We start from the raw sequence: 16,851 nt of genomic DNA, 5'->3' as shown, positions 1-16,851 counted from the left end.
CCTCTTGCCCGACCGGTGTTACGGCTGGTCTGCCTGCGCTGTCCACTCTGGGGCGAGGATGGAGTAGAGCAGGGAGTCTCGCCATGCGCCGCTGGTGTGCACGTGGTCGCGTAGGCGGCCTTCGTAGGTCATCCCGAGGCGCTTGACGACGGCGACGGATGCGGCGTTGTCGGGTCCGATGGCGGCGGTGATGCGGTGTAGCCGGAGTGGGCCGAAACCGTAGGTGATGAGGGTATGGGCGGCGTCGGTGGCGTAACCGTGGCCCCAGTGGTCGGCGTGGATGGCGTAGCCGAGTTTGGCGGCCTGCACGCCGCTGAGTCCGAGGCGGCCGAACCCGATCATGCGGTCCTGCTTGTCGACGACGGCTAGGTAGTACTCGGTGCGCGGCTCGGCCTGCGCCCGGCTGATCGCGCCTTCGATCATCGCGGCGGTCTGGTCCTGGTCGCGGGCGTCGAAGGACAGCCAGCGGGTGACTCGCTCGTCTCCGACGATGCCGACCGCGTCGGGGATGTCGCTGGTGCGGAAGTCGCGCAGGTCGACGAGTCTGCCGGTGAGGCGGATCGGGTCCATGCCGCTGATGGTGCCTTACCGGGGGAGGGCGTTGGCGGGGGTGTGGGTGAAGTGTTCGATGCCGTCGACCAGGTCGCGGGCTTCGGTGGCGTATCCGGAGCGGGTGATGGCCTGGTGCACGCGGCGGACGGAGTGGATGATGCCGTTGATGCGCTGTTCGGCGGGTAGCTCCAGCACGGGCGCGATGGCGTCGGCGGCGGCGTCGAGGTCCCGGCCGGCGACGCGGGCGATGGCGAGGTCGGCGTGGCTGCCGGCCTGGTCGCCGAAGGCCCATGCGGGGTCGTGGGGGTCGGCGTAGGCGGCGACGGCCTGTGCGGCGTACTCCTCAGCGGTGGCGGCTTCCTCGGGTAGCCAGGCGAGGGCGTCGGCGGCGTAGTAGAGGGTGCGCGGGTGGGAGAAGGTGCAGATGCCGCCCATCTCGTCCATCTCGTCGGGTTGGACGCGGGTCCATGCCTGTTCGGCTTCGGTGATGGCGGCCTTGGCCTGTTCGGCGTTGCCGAGGGCGGCGTAGGCGCGGGCGGCGCTGATCGGGAGCCACACGGAGGTGGTGCCGCCGGTCTGCTGGGCGTAGTGGGTGCCGGTGTTGGCGTAGCGGACGGCTTCGGCGTAGCGGCCGGCCCAGTAGGCGACCAACGATTGGAGGCCGCGGAGCCAGGCTTGCAGTCCGGGGTGTCCGGCCTGGTCGGCGCAGAGCACCGCGGTGCGGGCTTGCAGCATCGCTGAGTGCGGGTCGGCCAGGTCGTGGGAGACCTTGGCGAGTAGGCCGCTGGTGATGCCGGCGAGGAAGTGCAGGTCTCGTGATTGGGCGGGGGGTTGGCGGCGTTCCAGGAGGGTGAACAGGGTGTCCTGGGTTTCGGTGAGGTCGCCGATGAGGTGGCTGACGGGCTGCTGCGGGTAGGCCAGGGCGAGGCGTTGCACGTCTTCGGCGAGGCTGGTGATGGCGGCGGGGGTGGTGGCTTCGGCGGCGAGCAGGGCGTAGCGGCGGGCGCGGTCGGCGGCCATGGCGAGCAGGTTCCTTTCAGTTCCGGTGCCGGGCAGCAGCGGCTGAGGGGTGATCGGGGTGCGCTGCGCGGGCGGTACGGGGTGGTTGCCGGTCCAGGGGCGTTGGAGTTCGTCGACGGGGCGGCCGAACCTGGCTTGCAGGGCGCGGCGGGTGGCGGGGTTGGCGCCGGTGAGGTCGCGTTCGCCTCGGGCGAGGCGGGCGAGGTGGCGGGCGCTGATCACGGCGTGTGGGTCGTGGCGGGTGAACTCGTCGGCGAGTTCTTCGTAGGTGCGGTCGCTGTGCTGGATGAGGTACTCCAGCACAGTTCGGGGTTCGCGCCGTGGTGGTGCCATCCGGTGTGCCTTCCTGGACGGTGGGGCTCTGCTGTCAAGGCTGGTCCGGTTGATGTCCGGACGGCAAGACAGGTCCTGATGCGGTCCTGTTGAGGTCCGTCTGATGTGCCGGGCCGGGTCCTCGATCTGTCCTGTTAGACCGGTACACGATTCTTGTCGTGAACCGGCTACGGATTGCTACGCCTGATGACGTGAGGCTATCTCGGACGGGAGCGGGTGCGGTCTGCCCGACCGGCGGCGGGCTGTTGATCGCGCCTCGGCTGGTGGGTGTCGGCGCGGCGGCGTTCGCCGGGGGCCGGGTCCCGATCGTGCGCTGCCAGTCCGACGCGGGCACACCGGATCCTGCGCCGTCCGGGTCGGCCGGCTCGGGGTGTCCGGCGTGTGAGGGGCGGGGCTGGAAGCTGGCTTCTCCGCGTCGGGCGCTGCGGGCTCCGGGCGATCCGCATCGGTTGCAGCGGCGGACCTGTCCGGACTGCGGCGGGCAGGGCACGACCGGCAGCGGCACACCTGGGAGCGCTCCGGCCACCAGGTGACTCAGACAGGGCGCCGGGCCGGGTGCCGGGTAGGCGGTTCCTCGCCCGACCGGCAGAACGACACGGGCTGCCGGGGACTGCTGATCCCCGCTCGGCTCGGCGCCCATCCAATCTGTGATCGGGGGAGACAGGTCGATGGTGGATCCGGAGGTCGGGGACGTGGTGCACATCGCCGGGCGGGCGTCGGTGCAGTTCGCCGGTAGCCGGGCGGTGATTCTGCGGGTGACGGCGGTGTGCCGGAAACCGACGTATGAGGGCTGGTGCTGGCTGACCGGCTATGTCCTGGACCGGCACGGCGATGCGGTCGAGCGGCGTGAGGTGTTCGTCCAGCGGGACGGGCTGCGCCTGCTGTCCAGCCGGAACCGGCGGCCGGCGAAACAGGTGAGGAGACCGGCGGCGGGACCGTCGCCGGTGGTGGCGAGGATGGAGGGCAACCGTGGCGTTCGATATCCGGGTCAAGCTCGGTGACACGATCCGGCTACAACCCAGGGATCGGTACCGGCCGGCGGACGGGCCGGTCGTGATGCGGCTGACCGGCGTACGGCTGATCACCAACCGGCCGGAGAGTGACGAGTGGATCTGGCTGGAAGGCGTCAAGCTCAACCGTGACGGCACGTGGGGTGATCACGCGTTGGTGATGGCGCGGGCGGCACTGCTGGCACCCGGGCCGCGCTGACCGATGGTGCGACCGGCGTCCGTCCGCGACCAGCTTCGGGCGGCGCAATGGCTGCTCGACCGGCACCCCGGACTTGGCCGTGATGGTCGGTGTCCGGGGTGCGGCGTGTTCGGCTGCGATCGGCGGCGGACCGCGCTGCGGGTGTTCGGCCGGCATGGTCACCTGCCGCGACGATGGCCGAATGGCCGGATGTGAGGCACCCGGCGGTGATGGACAGATCATTACCTACCTGGATAGCCTCTTGACAAGCTGAGTTGTCGTCTTGGGGGTGGGTTGGGTGCCGATCGAAGTCGCGCAACCCAAGTACGTGGTGATCGTCAACGCGATGCAGCAGCGCATCGGCGACGGCACCTACCCGCCCGGTGCGATGCTTCCGAGTGAAACCGAGCTGGTACGGGAGTTCGGCGCGTCCCGTCCGGTCGTCGTGCGGGCGCTGGACATGTTGCGTCAGGACGGGTGGATCGAGTCCCGTCAGGGCAAGGGCCGGTTCGTCATCGGCCGTCCCGGCGGTGCGTCGACCAGAGCGGCCCGTGAGCGGTACGCCGTACTCGACCAGCCGGAACCGGCCGGCTCGACCGTCCTGGCGGCTGAGGTCATCCCTGCGCCGCCTCGGGCGGCGTCCGCGCTCGATATCGAACCGGGAACGCCGGTCGTCGCACGTCGTCGACTGGTCACGGTCGACGACCTGGGGCCGGTGGAGCTGGCCACCGCGTACCTTCCCGTTGATCTCGCTGCGGGCACGGACGTGGGCGGAACGGCTTCGCTGTCCGATGGGCTGCTGCGGCACCTGACGGCACGCAAGGGCGTCAAGTTCGATCACGTCGCCGAGCGGATCTCGGCCCGGCTGCCCCGCGCCGACGAAGCGTCCCTGCTGAAAGTCAGCCCGACCGACCCGGTGGTAACCGCGCTGTTGTCCATCTGCGACCGCACGGCAACCCCACTGCTCGCGGTCGACGTGCTGTTTCCCGCTTCCCGTCACGACCTGGAAGACGTCTACCCCCTCGACTGACCATAGTAGAGCGTGAGACGTCGCGCTCACTGGATCACTTGACAAGTCGAGTTGGCGGGAGTTATCTTCGATCTACTTAACAAGTCAACTTGCCGGCTTGTTGGGTCGGTTTCTCATCCCCTCGGAGGTATCTGCTGTGGTTCCTGCGTCGATCAAGGTCCCGGTCCCGTTCGAGTACGTGTTCCCCGCCGGTGCGCTGTTCCTCGGTGTCGATGCTCAGGTCGACTTCGACCGGCGTGGCGAGGCGGACAACCAGGCGCGGGACAAGGAGACCGGTGAGCGGGTCTGGGTGGTCCGTGTGTTGGATCTGGACGCTGAGGCGGGCAAGTTCGGTCGGTCCACTGAGGTCAAGGTGAAGATCGTTGCCGGGCAGCGTCCGGTGCCGCCGTCGTCGACGGTGCCGGGGTATCCGCCGGCGGTGGAGTTCGACGGGCTGACCCTGACCCCGTACGTGGATTCGCACCGGTGCCGGGCCTCGGGTCAGTGCCGGGCGCGGATGGCGTACTCCCTGCGGGCCACCGGCATGCAGCCGGCCTCGGCCCACGCTCCCGCCGCTGCCTGACCGCTCCATCTCTCACGCGGGGCGGGCCGATTCCCCGCCAAGAGTCCCGGCCCGTCCCGCGCTCCCATCCCTTCAACCCCTCGTGAAAGGGGGCAGGGCTGTGACGCCCATGCTAATGAACCTTGCCCTGATCAGGCCGGACCGCCGCGAGCCACGGCGGTATTGCGACGCCTGCGCGCTCGTCGTCTTCCTCGACCAGCCGGCGGGCGGTGACGACCGTGGCTGACGGAACGCGATCGTTCGCCGCTGAGCTGGCGGAGCTGCTGAACAGCCGGCCGACCTGGCAGGCGTCCGACGAGGAGCGGGCCGCCTGGTACGACCGCAAGGCGGACCTGTTCAACCGGGCTGCGGCTGAGTCGTCGTCGCCGGATGTCGCCGGTGAGGCGTCGGATCTGGCGGAGATCGCCCGTGAGCAGGCCAACCGCATCCGGCGGGGGTGGTCGGCGTGAGGTTCCGTCGTCGTCTGCTCGCTGGTGTGTTGTGGTCCTGGCTGGCGGTGGCCCGCCGGGTGATGGGGCTGCGGGATCTGCCGGCGTTGGTGGATGAGATCCGGTGTCCGCGTTGTGGGCGGTGGGTGCGTCCGCGTCGGTTCGATTCGCTGCATATGGCGTGCCGGACCTGTATGGCGACGCTGGGTCGTCCGGTCCGTTGGTCGGGGCGGTGACGACGTCATGCCGTTGATCAACATCATTCCGGGGGAGAAGGTCCCGGTCGCGCCGATGAATGTGCGGCTGCCGTCGTGGCGGTTGCCGGGCTGGCTGCTCCTGCTGTGGTGGCTGGCCCGTGGCCTGGTCCGGCTGACGGTGTTGGCGGTCCGCTACTGGTGGATCTCCGGCCCGGCCGTCGCTGTGGCGTGGGTGCATCTGGAGTACGGTCCGCTGGTCCTGGCCGCCGTCGTCGCAGGCCTCGCCACAGCGGGTGTGGTGTGGTGGCGGCTGCATCCGGGGTCGTGGTGGCGGTTCGGCTGGTACCCGTTCGTGGCCCGGTGGCGTCGGTTGTGGGTGTACCGGCGTCGCTGGGTCGCGGTCACCGCCACCTGCGGACTGGCAGTCATCTTCGACGGGGTCCGCTACGTGCCGCGTCTGGTCCGGGTCGTCTCGGATCGGTTCGGGGACACGGTGACGGTGCGGATGCTGCCGGGTCAGGTGCCGGATGACTGGGCGCGTATCGCGGACCGGTTGGCGCACGGTTTCCACCAGCGCGAAGCGCGGGCGTCGGCGTGTGTGCGGCCGGATCTGGTGGCGGTGCGGTTCACCCGCCGGGATCCGCTCGCCGGCGTGGTGGCGCCGCTGCCGGTCCCGGCCGTGCCTGATCTTGCCGGCCTGCCGCTGGGCGTTCAGGAGGGCGGGGAGCCGTATCGGCTGCGGCTGACGGGGTCGCATGTGCTGGTGGCGGGGGCTACGAACTCCGGCAAAGGCTCGGTGATTTGGTCGCTGATCTCCGCGTTGGCCGGCGGCGTCCGTTCCGGGTTGGTGGAGCTGTGGGTGTTCGACCCGAAGGGCGGCATGGAGTTGGCGGCGGGGCTGCCGTTGTTCGCCGGGTTCTGCTACCAGGACCCGGACACCATGGCCGGTGTCCTGGAAGAGGCCGTGAAACGCATGCGGGTGCGGGCGGACCGGCTTCGTGGGGTGACCCGTCAGCACACGCCGAGTCGGGATGAGCCGTTGATCGTGGTGGTGGTCGACGAGTTGGCGGCGTTGACCGCCTATCTGACTGACCGCAAGGTCCGCGACCGCATCAAAGAGGCGCTGGGTCTGTTGTTGTCGCAGGGCCGGGCGGTGGGTGTGCATGTGGTGGCGGCGTTGCAGGACCCGCGTAAGGACGTGCTGCCGTTCCGGGATTTGTTCCCGACCCGGATCGCGTTGCGGATGACCGAGCCGGAGCAGGCTGACATGGTCCTGGGCGACGGTGCCCGTGACCGGGGTGCGGTGTGTGACCGGGTTCCGGAGACGCTGCCGGGGGTCGGCTATGTCGTCCTCGACGGTGTCCGGGAACCCGTCCGGGTCCGGTTCGCCTACCTGTCCGACGACGACATTCGCGGCCTGGGCCAGGCGTACCGGCATCTCGACGACACCGACACCGACAACGGCACGGACAACGGCGCTGGTGGCGTGCCGGGGGTGATCGCATGACGCCGTCGACTGGTGGTCCGACCCGCGCGGAGCGGGCGGAAGGCGTCGTCCTGGTGCTGATCCTGCTCGTCGTCGGTGGCCTGGCCGGGGCGGCGTCGTTCACCCACGTCCACGACTGGACGATGGACAACTCCCCGGCGGGTACGGGGGAGTGGTTCGGCTGGGCCAACGCCGCGATCAGCGAACTGATCCCCCTCGCTGCGTTGCTGACGATCCGGCGGCGGCGTCGTACCGGTGGGCCGGTCGGCTATCCGATGTTCCTGCTCGTCTGCGCGGTCTGCCTGTCCCTGGCAGCACAACTCGCGGTGGCCAAGCCGGGTATCTCGGGCTGGCTGCTGTCGGCGGTGCCGGCGCTGGCGTTCCTCGGCCTGTCAAAGCTCGTCCTGTCCACCAAACCCGCCACCCCCGCCCCGGCCGGTGTCGACCAGCCGGGCAACCAGCGGCCGGCTGCTGCCGTCGACCAGGTCGACACCGACCACGCTGCGCCGGTCGTTCCCGTCCCGGCTGCCCGGCCCGTCGACCAGCCGCGCTCGATGGTCGAACCGGTCCGGCCGGTCGTCCCCGGTGTGCGGCGGGGTGTGGTGCCGGTACCGGTGGCGGGGTTCCCGACCCGCAACGGCTCTGCGGTGACCGGTGTGGAGGCTGACCAGTGACTCACCCCGAACCCGTAGCCACTGCGGCGGGCGTGGGCGCCGCGATCCCGGACAACGCATCGCCGCTGTCAGTGGTGCCGCGTCCGGGGTCGCGGGCGGCCCGGATGCGTCAACCCCTGGCCAAAGACGCGCTACGGCAGCTGGCCGAGCAGCATCAGGTGTGCGTGCGGCCGGTGGTGCTGCGCCGCACCGACACCGTGACCGGCCGTACCGATGTCGTCGAAGTGCCCTGCGGGGCGACCCTGGCCGCGAAGTGCAAGCCGTGCGCGGAACGCGGCCGACGGCTACGCATTCAGCAGATCCGGGAAGGCTGGCACCTGGCCGACGAACCGGCCGTCCGCCCGGACAAGCCGGGTGAGGACGTCCTGTCGCTGGTCCGGCTGCGGGCGCACCTCGAATTCGAACGTCACGCCCTGGCCTACGAGCCGATGCACCCGGATGCGCGGGCGGCGCAGGTCGCGGACCTGGACGCGGCGATCGTCGAGGTTGATGAGGCGTTGGCGGAATCGAACCTACGCGGCAAGCTCACCCCGACCGAGCGGGACGAGCGGCCTCGACGTCGCCGGTCGACCCGCCGCCGCCAGGACACCCCCGACCTGCCCCGGCTGCCCGTCGACCCGCGCACGGTCGGCCGCGCCTACACCGGCCGGCAGGGCAAAACGTATCGGCCGTCGATGCTGCTCACACTCACCCTCGACAGCCACGGCCCGGTGCACTCACACTTCCGGCGCGGCGGCTACGTCGTGCCGTGCGAATGCGGGCAACGCCACCAACCACACGACCCGGTACTCAGCACCCCGGTGGACCCGGCCAGCTACGACTACCGACGCGCCGCTCTCGACTCGATCCACTTCGCACGGGTCCTGGACCGGTGGTGGCAGAACCTGCGCCGGGCAGCGGGCTGGAACGTCCAGTACGCCGGAGCAGTCGAGCTGCAACGCCGACTCGCCCCACACGCACACTTCGCCATCCGGGGCACCCTGCCACGCAAGCTGCTCAAGCAGATCGCCGCCGCCACCTACCACCAGGTGTGGTGGCCACGCTACGACCAACCCGTCTACCGCGTCGACACACCACCGCTGTGGGACGTCGACCAACAGGCGTACATCGACCCCAAAACCCGCCAGCCGCTACCCACCTGGGGCGAAGCCCTCGATGAGCTGGAGGAACCCGGCACCCCACCCGCCTATGTCGCCCGGCTGGGTCGGATCGACGCGCGCGGTATCGACCAGGGCACCCGCGACGCGGAACGCTCCATCCGCTACGTCACGAAGTACGTCACCAAGGACCTGACCGACCAGGCCCGACCACGCTCCGACCCCCAGAAGGCGCACTTCGACCGGCTCCACGCCGAACTGTCGGTACTCCCGTGCTCGCCGACCTGCGCCAACTGGCTGCTCTACGGCGTCCAACCCGACAAGGCCAAACCCGGCCTCACCCCCGGCCGCTGCACCGGCAAGGTCCACCAACGGGCGACGCTCGGCTTCACCGGCCGCCGAGTGCTCGTCTCCCGGCAGTGGTCCGGCAAAACCCTGGCCGACCACCGCGCCGACAACCGGGCCTGGGTCCGCGCCATCCTCGCCGGCAACCTCGCCGACACCGACGACCAGGCCGCCACCGACAACAGCGACGGCGGGCAGGCAGACGGGCAGGTCGACAACCCGGACCGCTACCGGTTCGAACTCGCCCGACCCGACGACCCCGACGTCCCACCCCTGCAACACCGCATCCTGCGCGCCGTCTCCGAACGCATCCGCTGGCGCACCACCCTCACCAACGCCCGACAACGCGCCACCGGCGCTGTCTCGGCAACGACTCAACCCCTGACCTTGGCAGCTTGATCATGAACGGGAGGACATGGATGGCAGACGGGCTGTTGACCCCTGATGAGGTCGCCGCTCGCCTCCGGGCAACACCGCGATTCGTGCGCCGGCTGGTCGCTGACCGCCGGATCGAGTACGTGAAGGTGGGCCGCCTGGTCCGCTTCGAGGAATCCGCTGTGGCCGCGTACGTCGAACGGAACCGGATCGCGCCGCTGACCCGCGCGAACCTGCGTCACTACCTGGGTGAGGTGGCCTGATGGCGAACAAGCCCGGCCGGCGTCGGTTCGGCAGCATCCGCAAGTTGCCGTCCGGGCGGTACCAGGCCCGGTACTTCGGCCCGGACGGCGTCGAGCGGAAGGCGCCCGACACGTTCCCGACCGAGCCGCAGGCAGCGAAGTGGCTGACCGTCGTCGAGTCAGAGATCATCCGTGGCGAGTGGAACGCACCGGAGGCGGGTCAGATCACGCTCAGCGAGTACGGCTCGCGCTGGATCGCGCAACGTCGACTTCAGCCGCGTACGCGGGAGAACTACGAGGACCTGTTCCGGCTGTACGTCCGGCCGTACCTCGGCACTCTCGTACTCGGCACGATCAAGCCGGCGACCATCCGGGACTGGCGTGCCCGGCTGCTCGGCAACGGCGTCTCCGAGCCGCAAGCGGTCAAGGCGTACTCACTGCTGCGGGCCGTGCTCAACACGGCGATGAAGGAAGACGAGCTGATCCGGCAGAACCCCTGCCGCATCCCCGGCTATGACCGCTATCACACGCCAGAGCGGCCGGTGGCGACCGTCGCCCAGGTCTTCGCGCTCGCGGAAGCGATGCCGGCCCGGTTCTCGGCGTTGATCATCGTCGCCGCGTTCTCGGGGCTGCGTTGGGGCGAACTGGCCGCGTTGCGCCGATGCGACGTCGACACCGACGCGGGCACGATCCGCGTACCGCGCAAGCTCGCCGTGCTGCGTAGCGGCGGGTTGGCGTTCGGCCCGCCGAAGTCGCAAGCCGGTAACCGGGTCGTGGCGCTGCCGGCGGCGGCCCGGTCGGCGCTCGTCGACCACCTGGCCGCGTTCGTCGACGACGATCCGGAAGCGCTGGTGTTCACCGGTGACAAGGGTGCGGTGCTGCGTTCCGGCAACTTCCGGCGGGCGGTCCGGTGGTCGAAGGCACTGGCGGCGGCCGGGATGCCGGCCGGCTTCCACTTTCACGACCTGCGGCACACCGGTAACAACCTGGCGGCGGCGACGGGTGCGAGTACCCGTGACCTGATGTCCCGGATGGGGCACGCCAGCATGCGGGCGGCACTGATCTACCAGCACGCCAACAGCGAGCGGGATCGGGAGATCGCGGCCGGCATGGACCGGGTGATCACCGCCGGGCTGCCGCGCCCTGCGGGCCGTCAGGCGAGCGCTCCGGACGGCACGGCTGACGGCCCGGCCGGGGCCAATGGCACGCGGATGGCACGCAAGATCGACAAGGGCTGACCGGAGAAGTGGTCACCGGCCAGAGAAACCACCAGTGACCTGCGGCGGAGCAAGTGGAGCGGGCGACGAGAATCGAACTCGCGTAATCAGTTTGGAAGACTGAGGCTCTACCATTGAGCTACGCCCGCGTGCGCCCTGGCGGGCAGGGCGCGCCGTCTAGCGTACAAGTTGTCGTGGGTCTGCCGCACGGGGGTCCCGCCGGCCAGCGCGGCGGGTTGATCCGACAGCCGGCGGGATACCGGGCGGCGCGGCGGATTGCCGACCGCATAGACTGGCCGGTGCCACGGGGTGTGGCGCAGCTTGGTAGCGCACTCGCTTTGGGAGCGAGGGGCCGTGGGTTCAAATCCCGCCACCCCGACTGTCACCCGCCGGCTCGGGCACCGGGCGAGAACGATCCGGCCTGCCGGCAGGCCTACACTCGATGGGCTGTGCCATGCCACGCGGCGGGGGTGGCTGCCTCGAGCAGGTGCCCGGAGCCGACAGCGACGACCGGACAAGACTGACATGCATCAAGGAGTACGCCTGTGAAGAGCACCGTCGAGACCTTGAGCCCGACTCGGGTCCGGCTCGCCATCGAGGTGCCGTTCGTCGAGCTCGAACCGAGCCTGCGGAAGGCGTACCGGGAGATCGCCCAGCAGGTCACCATCCCCGGCTTCCGTAAGGGCAAGGTGCCGGCGGCCGTGATCGACCAGCGGATCGGCCGGGGCGCGGTGCTCAACGAGGCCGTCCAGGAGGCGATCCCGCAGAACATCCTGGCCGCCGTCCGCGAGCACGAGGTGAAGACGCTCGGCCGGCCGGAGGTGGAGATCACCGACTTCACCGACGGTGAGGCGCTGAAGTTCACCGCGGAGATGGACGTACGTCCGCAGCTGAGCCTGCCGGATCTCAGCACCATCGAGGTCACCGTCGACGAGCTGCAGATCGACGAGAAGGAGATCGAGGACCAGATCGGCGGGCTGCGTGAGCGGTTCGCCACCCTCAAGACGGTCGAGCGTCCGGCCCAGGAGGGCGACTACGTCCAGATCGATCTGGCCGCGACCGTTGACGGCGAGGAGGTGCCGGGCGGTTCGGCGTCCAACCTCTCCCACGAGGTCGGCAGCAAGCAGTTGCTGCCCGGCCTGGACGAGGTGCTGGTCGGGCTGGCCGCCGGCGCGGCGACCAGCTTCGTCACCCAACTGGTCGGCGGCGACTACGCCGGCCGGGACGCGGACGTCGCGGTGACCGTGCGTACCGTCAAGGAGAAGGAGCTGCCGGAGCTGGACGACGCGTTCGCCCAGCTGGCCAGCGAGTTCGACACCCTGGAGGACCTGCGCAACGACCTGCGGCAGAAGGTCGAGCGGGTCAAGCGGGTCGAGCAGATCTACGCCGCCCGGGACAAGGCCCTCGACCAGTTGGTCGAGGCGGCTGACGTGCCGGCACCCGACGGCGTGGTCCGCGAGGAGGTCGAGCACCGCAAGCAGGCGATGACCGACCAGCTGGAGCGGATCGGGGCCTCATGGGAGGACTACCTCGGCTCCGAGGAGAAGTCCGAGTCCGACATCGACGCGGAGCTGACCGATGCGGCCGGCAAGGCGGTCAAGATCCAGCTGCTGCTGGACACCCTCGCCGACGCCGAGGAGGTCCAGGTCTCCGATGACGAGTTCGGCCACGAGATCGTGCATCGCGCCCAGCGGGCGGGGATGGCGCCTCAGCAGTACTACGACCAGCTGGCCCGGTCCGGTGCGGCCGGGGCGGTCTACGGCGACGTCCGCCGGGGCAAGGCACTCGGCCTGGTGATGGAGCGGATCACGATGAAGGACGCGGCCGGCAACCCGATCAGCATGGATGCCATCCGGGAAGCCAACGAAGCCGAGCACGACCACGAGCACTGAGGGTGACCGACTGCGGGCTGTCGGCCGGGATGACCATGCCCGGCCGATGGCCCGTTCGTCGTTGCGGACCAGCCGCCTGCTCAACCGGGGTGACCGCTGCACCACGTGTCGCGGCCCCCTGCGCTGTGAGCGAACAGCACCCTGAGAACGGCGCCCGGCCCGTTCGCAACGGTTAATGTCGGGCTTAACGACGCACGGAGAGCGAAGGGCTGCCATGACCGATCTGCACATCCCAGCTATGCCCATCCGGGTGAGCGAGGCCCGCGGCGGTGACTCACTCAGTGGCAACCTCGACGACACGGTCTTCAACCGGCTACTCAAGGAACGGATCATCTTCCTGGGCAGCGAGGTGACCGACCAGGTGGCCAACCGGATCTGCGCCCAGCTGCTGCTGCTGGCCGCCGAGGACCCGGACCGGGACATCAACCTGTACATCAACTCGCCGGGCGGGTCGGTCTACTCGGGCATGGCGATCTACGACACCATGCAGTACGTCAGCAACGACGTGGCCACCATCGCGATGGGCATGGCCGCGTCCATGGGCCAGTTGCTGCTCTGCGCCGGTGCGCCGGGCAAGCGGTACGCCCTGCCACACGCGCGGATCATGATGCACCAGCCGTCCGGCGGGATGGGCGGCACCGCCTCCGACATCGCCATCCAGGCCGAGCAGATGCTCTACACCAAGCGGATGTTCCAGGAGCGGGTGGCGTTCCACACCGGGCAGGAGCCGGCGCAGATCGAGGCGGACTCGGACCGTGACCGCTGGTTCACTGCCGCCGAGGCGCTCGACTACGGTTTCATCGACCGGGTGATCACTGGAGCCACGCAGGTCCCGACCGGCGCTGGCACCCGCAACTGAGGAAGGCGACGATGACTGACCTGACCATGCCGCCCGGGTTCGCTCCGGTGCACAACCGGTACGTCCTGCCGTCGTTCGTGGAGCGCACCTCGTACGGGATCAAGGAGTCGAACCCGTACAACAAGCTCTTCGAGGACCGGATCATCTTCCTCGGGGTGCAGGTGGACGACGCGTCGGCCAACGACGTGATGGCCCAGCTGCTCACCCTGGAGGGCACCGACCCGGACCGGGACATCATCATGTACATCAACTCGCCGGGTGGCTCGTTCACCGCCATGACGGCGATCTACGACACGATGCAGTACGTCCGGCCGGACATCATGACGGTCTGCCTGGGGCAGGCGGCCAGCGCGGCCGCGGTGCTGCTCGCCGCCGGCACCCCCGGCAAGCGGATGGCGTTGCCGAACTCGCGGATCATCATCCACCAGCCGGCCACCGAGGGCGGCTACGGGCAGGGCTCGGACATCGAGATCCAGGCCCGCGAGATCCTCCGGATGCGGACCCAGCTGGAGGAGATGCTGTCCCGGCACTGCAACCAGGCGGTCGAGAAGGTCCGTAAGGACATCGACCGCGACAAGATCATGACGGCGGAGGAGTCCCGCGACTACGGCCTGGTCGACACCATCCTGACCAGCCGGAAGAAGGGTGTGCTGGCCGCCAGCTCGGCCAGCTGACGACGCACGGTCAGAGGTCGGCCAGGCAGTGAGTAGACTGGCCGACCTCTGACACACCCGATTTTGGGGGTCGGAGTTTGCCCCGCCAGCGGGTAACGTCGAGATGCACCGTCTGACGGAGTTGACCGGCGGCAGGTGCTCGACAGTGACGAGGCAGACCGTCCTTAGGCCAGGGCCGGCGAGACCGGCCGAGAGCGCAGGGAGAACGTAGGTGGCACGGATCGGCGACGGCGGCGACCTACTCAAGTGCTCCTTCTGCGGCAAGTCGCAGAAGCAGGTCAAGAAGCTCATAGCAGGCCCAGGGGTCTACATCTGCGACGAGTGCATCGATCTCTGCAACGAGATCATCGAGGAGGAGCTGGCCGAGTCCGGCGAGGTGAAGTGGGAAGAACTTCCCAAGCCGATGGAGATCTGCCAGTTCCTGGACTCGTACGTGGTCGGCCAGGACCACGCCAAGAAGGCGCTCGCGGTCGCCGTCTACAACCACTACAAGCGGATCCAGGCGGACGCCGCCGGCGCGCCCGGGGCCAACGACGCCGTCGAGGTCGCCAAGTCGAACATTCTGCTGATCGGGCCCACCGGCTGCGGCAAGACCCACCTCGCGCAGACCCTCGCCCGGATGCTCAACGTGCCGTTCGCCATCGCGGACGCGACCGCCCTGACCGAGGCCGGCTACGTCGGCGAGGATGTCGAGAACATCCTGCTCAAGCTGATCCAGGCAGCCGACTACGACATCAAGCGGGCCGAGACCGGGATCATCTACATCGACGAGGTCGACAAGATCGCCCGTAAGTCGGAGAACCCGTCGATCACCCGGGACGTCTCCGGCGAGGGCGTCCAGCAGGCCCTGCTGAAGATCCTCGAGGGCACGGTGGCCAACGTGCCGCCCCAGGGCGGGCGCAAACACCCGCACCAGGAGTTCATCCAGATCGACACCACCAACGTGCTGTTCATCTGCGGCGGTGCGTTCGCTGGCCTGGACCAGATCATCGAGTCACGTACCGGGCAGGGCGGCACCGGCTTCGGGGCCCGGCTCAGGGCAGTGTCCGAACGGTCCACCGACGACATCCTCACCCAGGTGATGCCGGAAGACATGCTCAAGTTCGGGCTGATCCCGGAGTTCATCGGCCGGCTCCCGGTGATCACCAACGTCCGCAGTCTGGACCGCGAGGCCCTGGTCCGGATCCTGACCCAGCCCCGCAACGCCCTGGTTCGCCAGTACCAACGTCTGTTCGAGTTGGACAACGTGGAGCTGGAGTTCGATCCCGGCGCGTTGGAGGCCATCGCGGATCAGGCGATGCTCCGCGGCACCGGCGCCCGTGGTCTGCGGGCGATCATGGAGGAGGTGCTGCTCTCCGTGATGTACGAGGTGCCGAGCAACCCGGACGCAGCCCGGGTGCTGATCACCCGTGAGGCCGTGCTGGAGAACGTCAACCCGACGATCGTGCCACGGGAGTTCACCGGCCGGCGTCGACGCGACCGCGAGGAGAAGTCGGCCTAGCCGCAACACAACCAGGGAGCACCGCCCGTGCGTGTCGCTGTCTGCCAGCTGAACAGTCGCTCCGACCAGCCCGCCAACTTGGCGACCGCGTACGGACTGCTCTCGTCGGCCGCCGCCGGCGGTGCCGACCTCGCGGTGCTTCCCGAGTACGTCGACTACCTCGGTACTGCGGCAGGGCTGCCCGACCCCGAGCCCGTCGACGGCACGGTCGGACGGTTCTTCGCCGACGCCGCGCGTGACCTCGGGATGTGGGTGGTGGTCGGCTCCTACCACGAACGCGGGCCCGACCCGGACCGTACGTTCAACACCTGCCTGGTCTTCGACCGTGGCGGCGAACTGGCCGCCACCTACCGGAAGATCCACCTGTACGACGTCGAGATTCCCGGCCGGGTCTCGTACCACGAGTCGAGCAGCGTGGCACCCGGTGCCGATCCGGTGGTGGTGGAGTGCGACGGCATCCGGATCGGCCTGTCGATCTGCTACGACCTGAGATTTCCTGAGCTGTACCGGCGGCTGGCGACCGAGCTGGGTGCCCAGGTCCTGGTTGTGCCGGCGGCGTTCATGCTGCACACCGGCCGGGACCACTGGGAGGTTCTGCTCCGCGCCCGGGCGATCGAGAACCAGTGCTATGTGTTGGCCGCCGGCCAGATCGGCAAGCATGAGCCGGGCCGCACCTGTTTAGGTCGCAGCATGGTGGTCGACCCTTGGGGCGTCGTCGTCGCCCAGGCGCCGGACGTCCCCGGTGTGGTGTTCGCCGATCTCGACCCAGGGCGGCTGGAGACCATCCGGCGCGAGCTGCCGAGCCTGGCGAACCGCCGGCTCTGACGCCGGGCTGGCGGCAAGTGCCGTCGGGACTGCGGCCTACGTCGGCCGCAGACTCAACCGCCAGAGGTCAGTACGCCGATCACCGCGAGGCTGATGATCGCGCCACCGAGGATCAGCAGCGCCTTCGTCATCCGGGATGGCCCGCGAAGGATGAGCCGGTGGATCGAGACGATCACGGCCACCACCACCACACCGCCGATCACGATCTGCCAGAACGGCAGCAGCAGGGCGGAGATGGCGTCGATGGCTTGTGGTCCTTCGACAGTCATGAGAGCCACTCTGGCACGGTCGGCTGCGGTGCGGGGGACCGGCGGCCAGGTCGAAGCCGCCGGCGTCGTCGAAGGGGGCGCACCG

19 protein-coding genes and 2 tRNA genes are annotated in these 16,851 nt (G+C 69.4%); 17 read left to right on the top strand and 4 right to left on the bottom strand.

From position 1 onward, the window contains the following. Positions 1-18 precede the first annotated feature (18 nt). Complete coding sequence (locus EDC02_RS18370; RefSeq protein ID WP_123603025.1) at positions 19-570, bottom strand: GNAT family N-acetyltransferase; 552 nt, start codon at positions 568-570, stop codon at positions 19-21. Between the two features lie 15 nt (positions 571-585). Beyond that, positions 586-1,905, bottom strand: coding sequence for a hypothetical protein (locus tag EDC02_RS18365; RefSeq protein WP_199757672.1), 1,320 nt, complete (start codon positions 1,903-1,905; stop codon positions 586-588). A gap of 668 nt (positions 1,906-2,573) precedes the next feature. Between EDC02_RS18365 and EDC02_RS18360 the strand changes: the two genes are divergently transcribed. The 11 genes from EDC02_RS18360 to EDC02_RS18315 all read left to right on the top strand — a co-directional run bounded on the left by EDC02_RS18360 (position 2,574) and on the right by EDC02_RS18315 (position 10,767). Then, positions 2,574-2,906, top strand: coding sequence for a hypothetical protein (locus tag EDC02_RS18360; RefSeq protein ID WP_123603024.1), 333 nt, complete (start codon positions 2,574-2,576; stop codon positions 2,904-2,906). Beyond that, entirely contained in the window at positions 2,875-3,114 is a 240-nt protein-coding gene (locus tag EDC02_RS18355) for a hypothetical protein (protein WP_199757671.1), read from the top strand. The genes EDC02_RS18360 and EDC02_RS18355 overlap by 32 nt, the downstream gene beginning before the upstream one ends. Before the next feature lie 277 nt (positions 3,115-3,391). After that, positions 3,392-4,123: a GntR family transcriptional regulator gene (locus EDC02_RS18350; RefSeq protein ID WP_123603023.1), complete on the top strand. Its 732-nt coding sequence runs from the start codon at positions 3,392-3,394 to the stop codon at positions 4,121-4,123. Between the two features lie 136 nt (positions 4,124-4,259). Next, the gene (locus EDC02_RS18345) at positions 4,260-4,685 is read left to right on the top strand and encodes a hypothetical protein (RefSeq protein WP_123603022.1); all 426 of its coding nucleotides are present in this window, start codon (positions 4,260-4,262) and stop codon (positions 4,683-4,685) included. Between the two features lie 100 nt (positions 4,686-4,785). Next, entirely contained in the window at positions 4,786-4,911 is a 126-nt protein-coding gene (locus EDC02_RS42385; RefSeq protein WP_255500437.1) for a hypothetical protein, read from the top strand. After that, positions 4,904-5,134: a hypothetical protein gene (locus EDC02_RS18340; RefSeq protein ID WP_148083507.1), complete on the top strand. Its 231-nt coding sequence runs from the start codon at positions 4,904-4,906 to the stop codon at positions 5,132-5,134. The genes EDC02_RS42385 and EDC02_RS18340 overlap by 8 nt, the downstream gene beginning before the upstream one ends. A 222-nt stretch (positions 5,135-5,356) precedes the next feature. Beyond that, positions 5,357-6,817 carry an FtsK/SpoIIIE domain-containing protein gene (locus EDC02_RS18335; protein ID WP_123603020.1) on the top strand — a complete coding sequence of 487 codons (1,461 nt, stop codon included), beginning with the start codon at positions 5,357-5,359 and terminating at the stop codon, positions 6,815-6,817. Continuing rightward, complete coding sequence (locus EDC02_RS18330) at positions 6,814-7,470, top strand: DUF2637 domain-containing protein (protein WP_123603019.1); 657 nt, start codon at positions 6,814-6,816, stop codon at positions 7,468-7,470. The genes EDC02_RS18335 and EDC02_RS18330 overlap by 4 nt, the downstream gene beginning before the upstream one ends. Positions 7,471-7,574: 104 nt before the next feature. Beyond that, positions 7,575-9,311, top strand: a complete 1,737-nt coding sequence (locus EDC02_RS18325) for a replication initiator (protein ID WP_123604912.1) — start codon at positions 7,575-7,577, stop codon at positions 9,309-9,311. 20 nt (positions 9,312-9,331) lie between these two features. Beyond that, positions 9,332-9,550, top strand: a complete 219-nt coding sequence (locus EDC02_RS18320; RefSeq protein ID WP_123603018.1) for a helix-turn-helix domain-containing protein — start codon at positions 9,332-9,334, stop codon at positions 9,548-9,550. Continuing rightward, the gene (locus EDC02_RS18315; protein WP_123603017.1) at positions 9,550-10,767 is read left to right on the top strand and encodes a site-specific integrase; all 1,218 of its coding nucleotides are present in this window, start codon (positions 9,550-9,552) and stop codon (positions 10,765-10,767) included. The genes EDC02_RS18320 and EDC02_RS18315 overlap by 1 nt, the downstream gene beginning before the upstream one ends. 54 nt (positions 10,768-10,821) lie before the next feature. Here the strand turns inward: EDC02_RS18315 and EDC02_RS18310 are convergent. Next, a tRNA-Gly gene (locus tag EDC02_RS18310) sits at positions 10,822-10,895 on the bottom strand. Between the two features lie 156 nt (positions 10,896-11,051). Here EDC02_RS18310 and EDC02_RS18305 point away from each other — a divergent pair. From EDC02_RS18305 to EDC02_RS18280, 6 genes are all read left to right on the top strand, one after another. Next, a tRNA-Pro gene (locus EDC02_RS18305) sits at positions 11,052-11,125 on the top strand. Positions 11,126-11,291: 166 nt separating this feature from the next. Beyond that, the gene (gene tig, locus EDC02_RS18300; protein WP_123603016.1) at positions 11,292-12,638 is read left to right on the top strand and encodes a trigger factor; all 1,347 of its coding nucleotides are present in this window, start codon (positions 11,292-11,294) and stop codon (positions 12,636-12,638) included. Between the two features lie 214 nt (positions 12,639-12,852). Beyond that, positions 12,853-13,497 (top strand): ClpP family protease, encoded by a 645-nt coding sequence (locus EDC02_RS18295; RefSeq protein ID WP_123603015.1) that lies wholly within the window; start codon positions 12,853-12,855, stop codon positions 13,495-13,497. Positions 13,498-13,508: 11 nt separating this feature from the next. Further along, positions 13,509-14,171, top strand: a complete 663-nt coding sequence (locus EDC02_RS18290) for an ATP-dependent Clp protease proteolytic subunit (RefSeq protein ID WP_123603014.1) — start codon at positions 13,509-13,511, stop codon at positions 14,169-14,171. A gap of 211 nt (positions 14,172-14,382) precedes the next feature. After that, on the top strand, positions 14,383-15,672 hold the full coding sequence (gene clpX / locus EDC02_RS18285) for an ATP-dependent Clp protease ATP-binding subunit ClpX (RefSeq protein WP_123603013.1): 1,290 nt from the start codon (positions 14,383-14,385) through the stop codon (positions 15,670-15,672). 27 nt (positions 15,673-15,699) lie between these two features. Continuing rightward, positions 15,700-16,497, top strand: coding sequence for a carbon-nitrogen hydrolase family protein (locus EDC02_RS18280; RefSeq protein WP_123603012.1), 798 nt, complete (start codon positions 15,700-15,702; stop codon positions 16,495-16,497). A gap of 53 nt (positions 16,498-16,550) precedes the next feature. Here the strand turns inward: EDC02_RS18280 and EDC02_RS18275 are convergent, their stop codons facing one another. Beyond that, a complete protein-coding gene (locus EDC02_RS18275; protein WP_123603011.1) occupies positions 16,551-16,766 on the bottom strand; it encodes a hypothetical protein in 216 nt (71 codons plus the stop codon). Positions 16,767-16,851 lie beyond the last annotated feature (85 nt).

The organism is Micromonospora sp. Llam0 (assembly GCF_003751085.1).
Taxonomy (GTDB): Bacteria; Actinomycetota; Actinomycetes; order Mycobacteriales; family Micromonosporaceae; genus Micromonospora_E.
The sequence above is the reverse complement of the archived record's forward strand: the minus strand, read 5'-3'. Positions and strand labels throughout refer to the sequence as shown.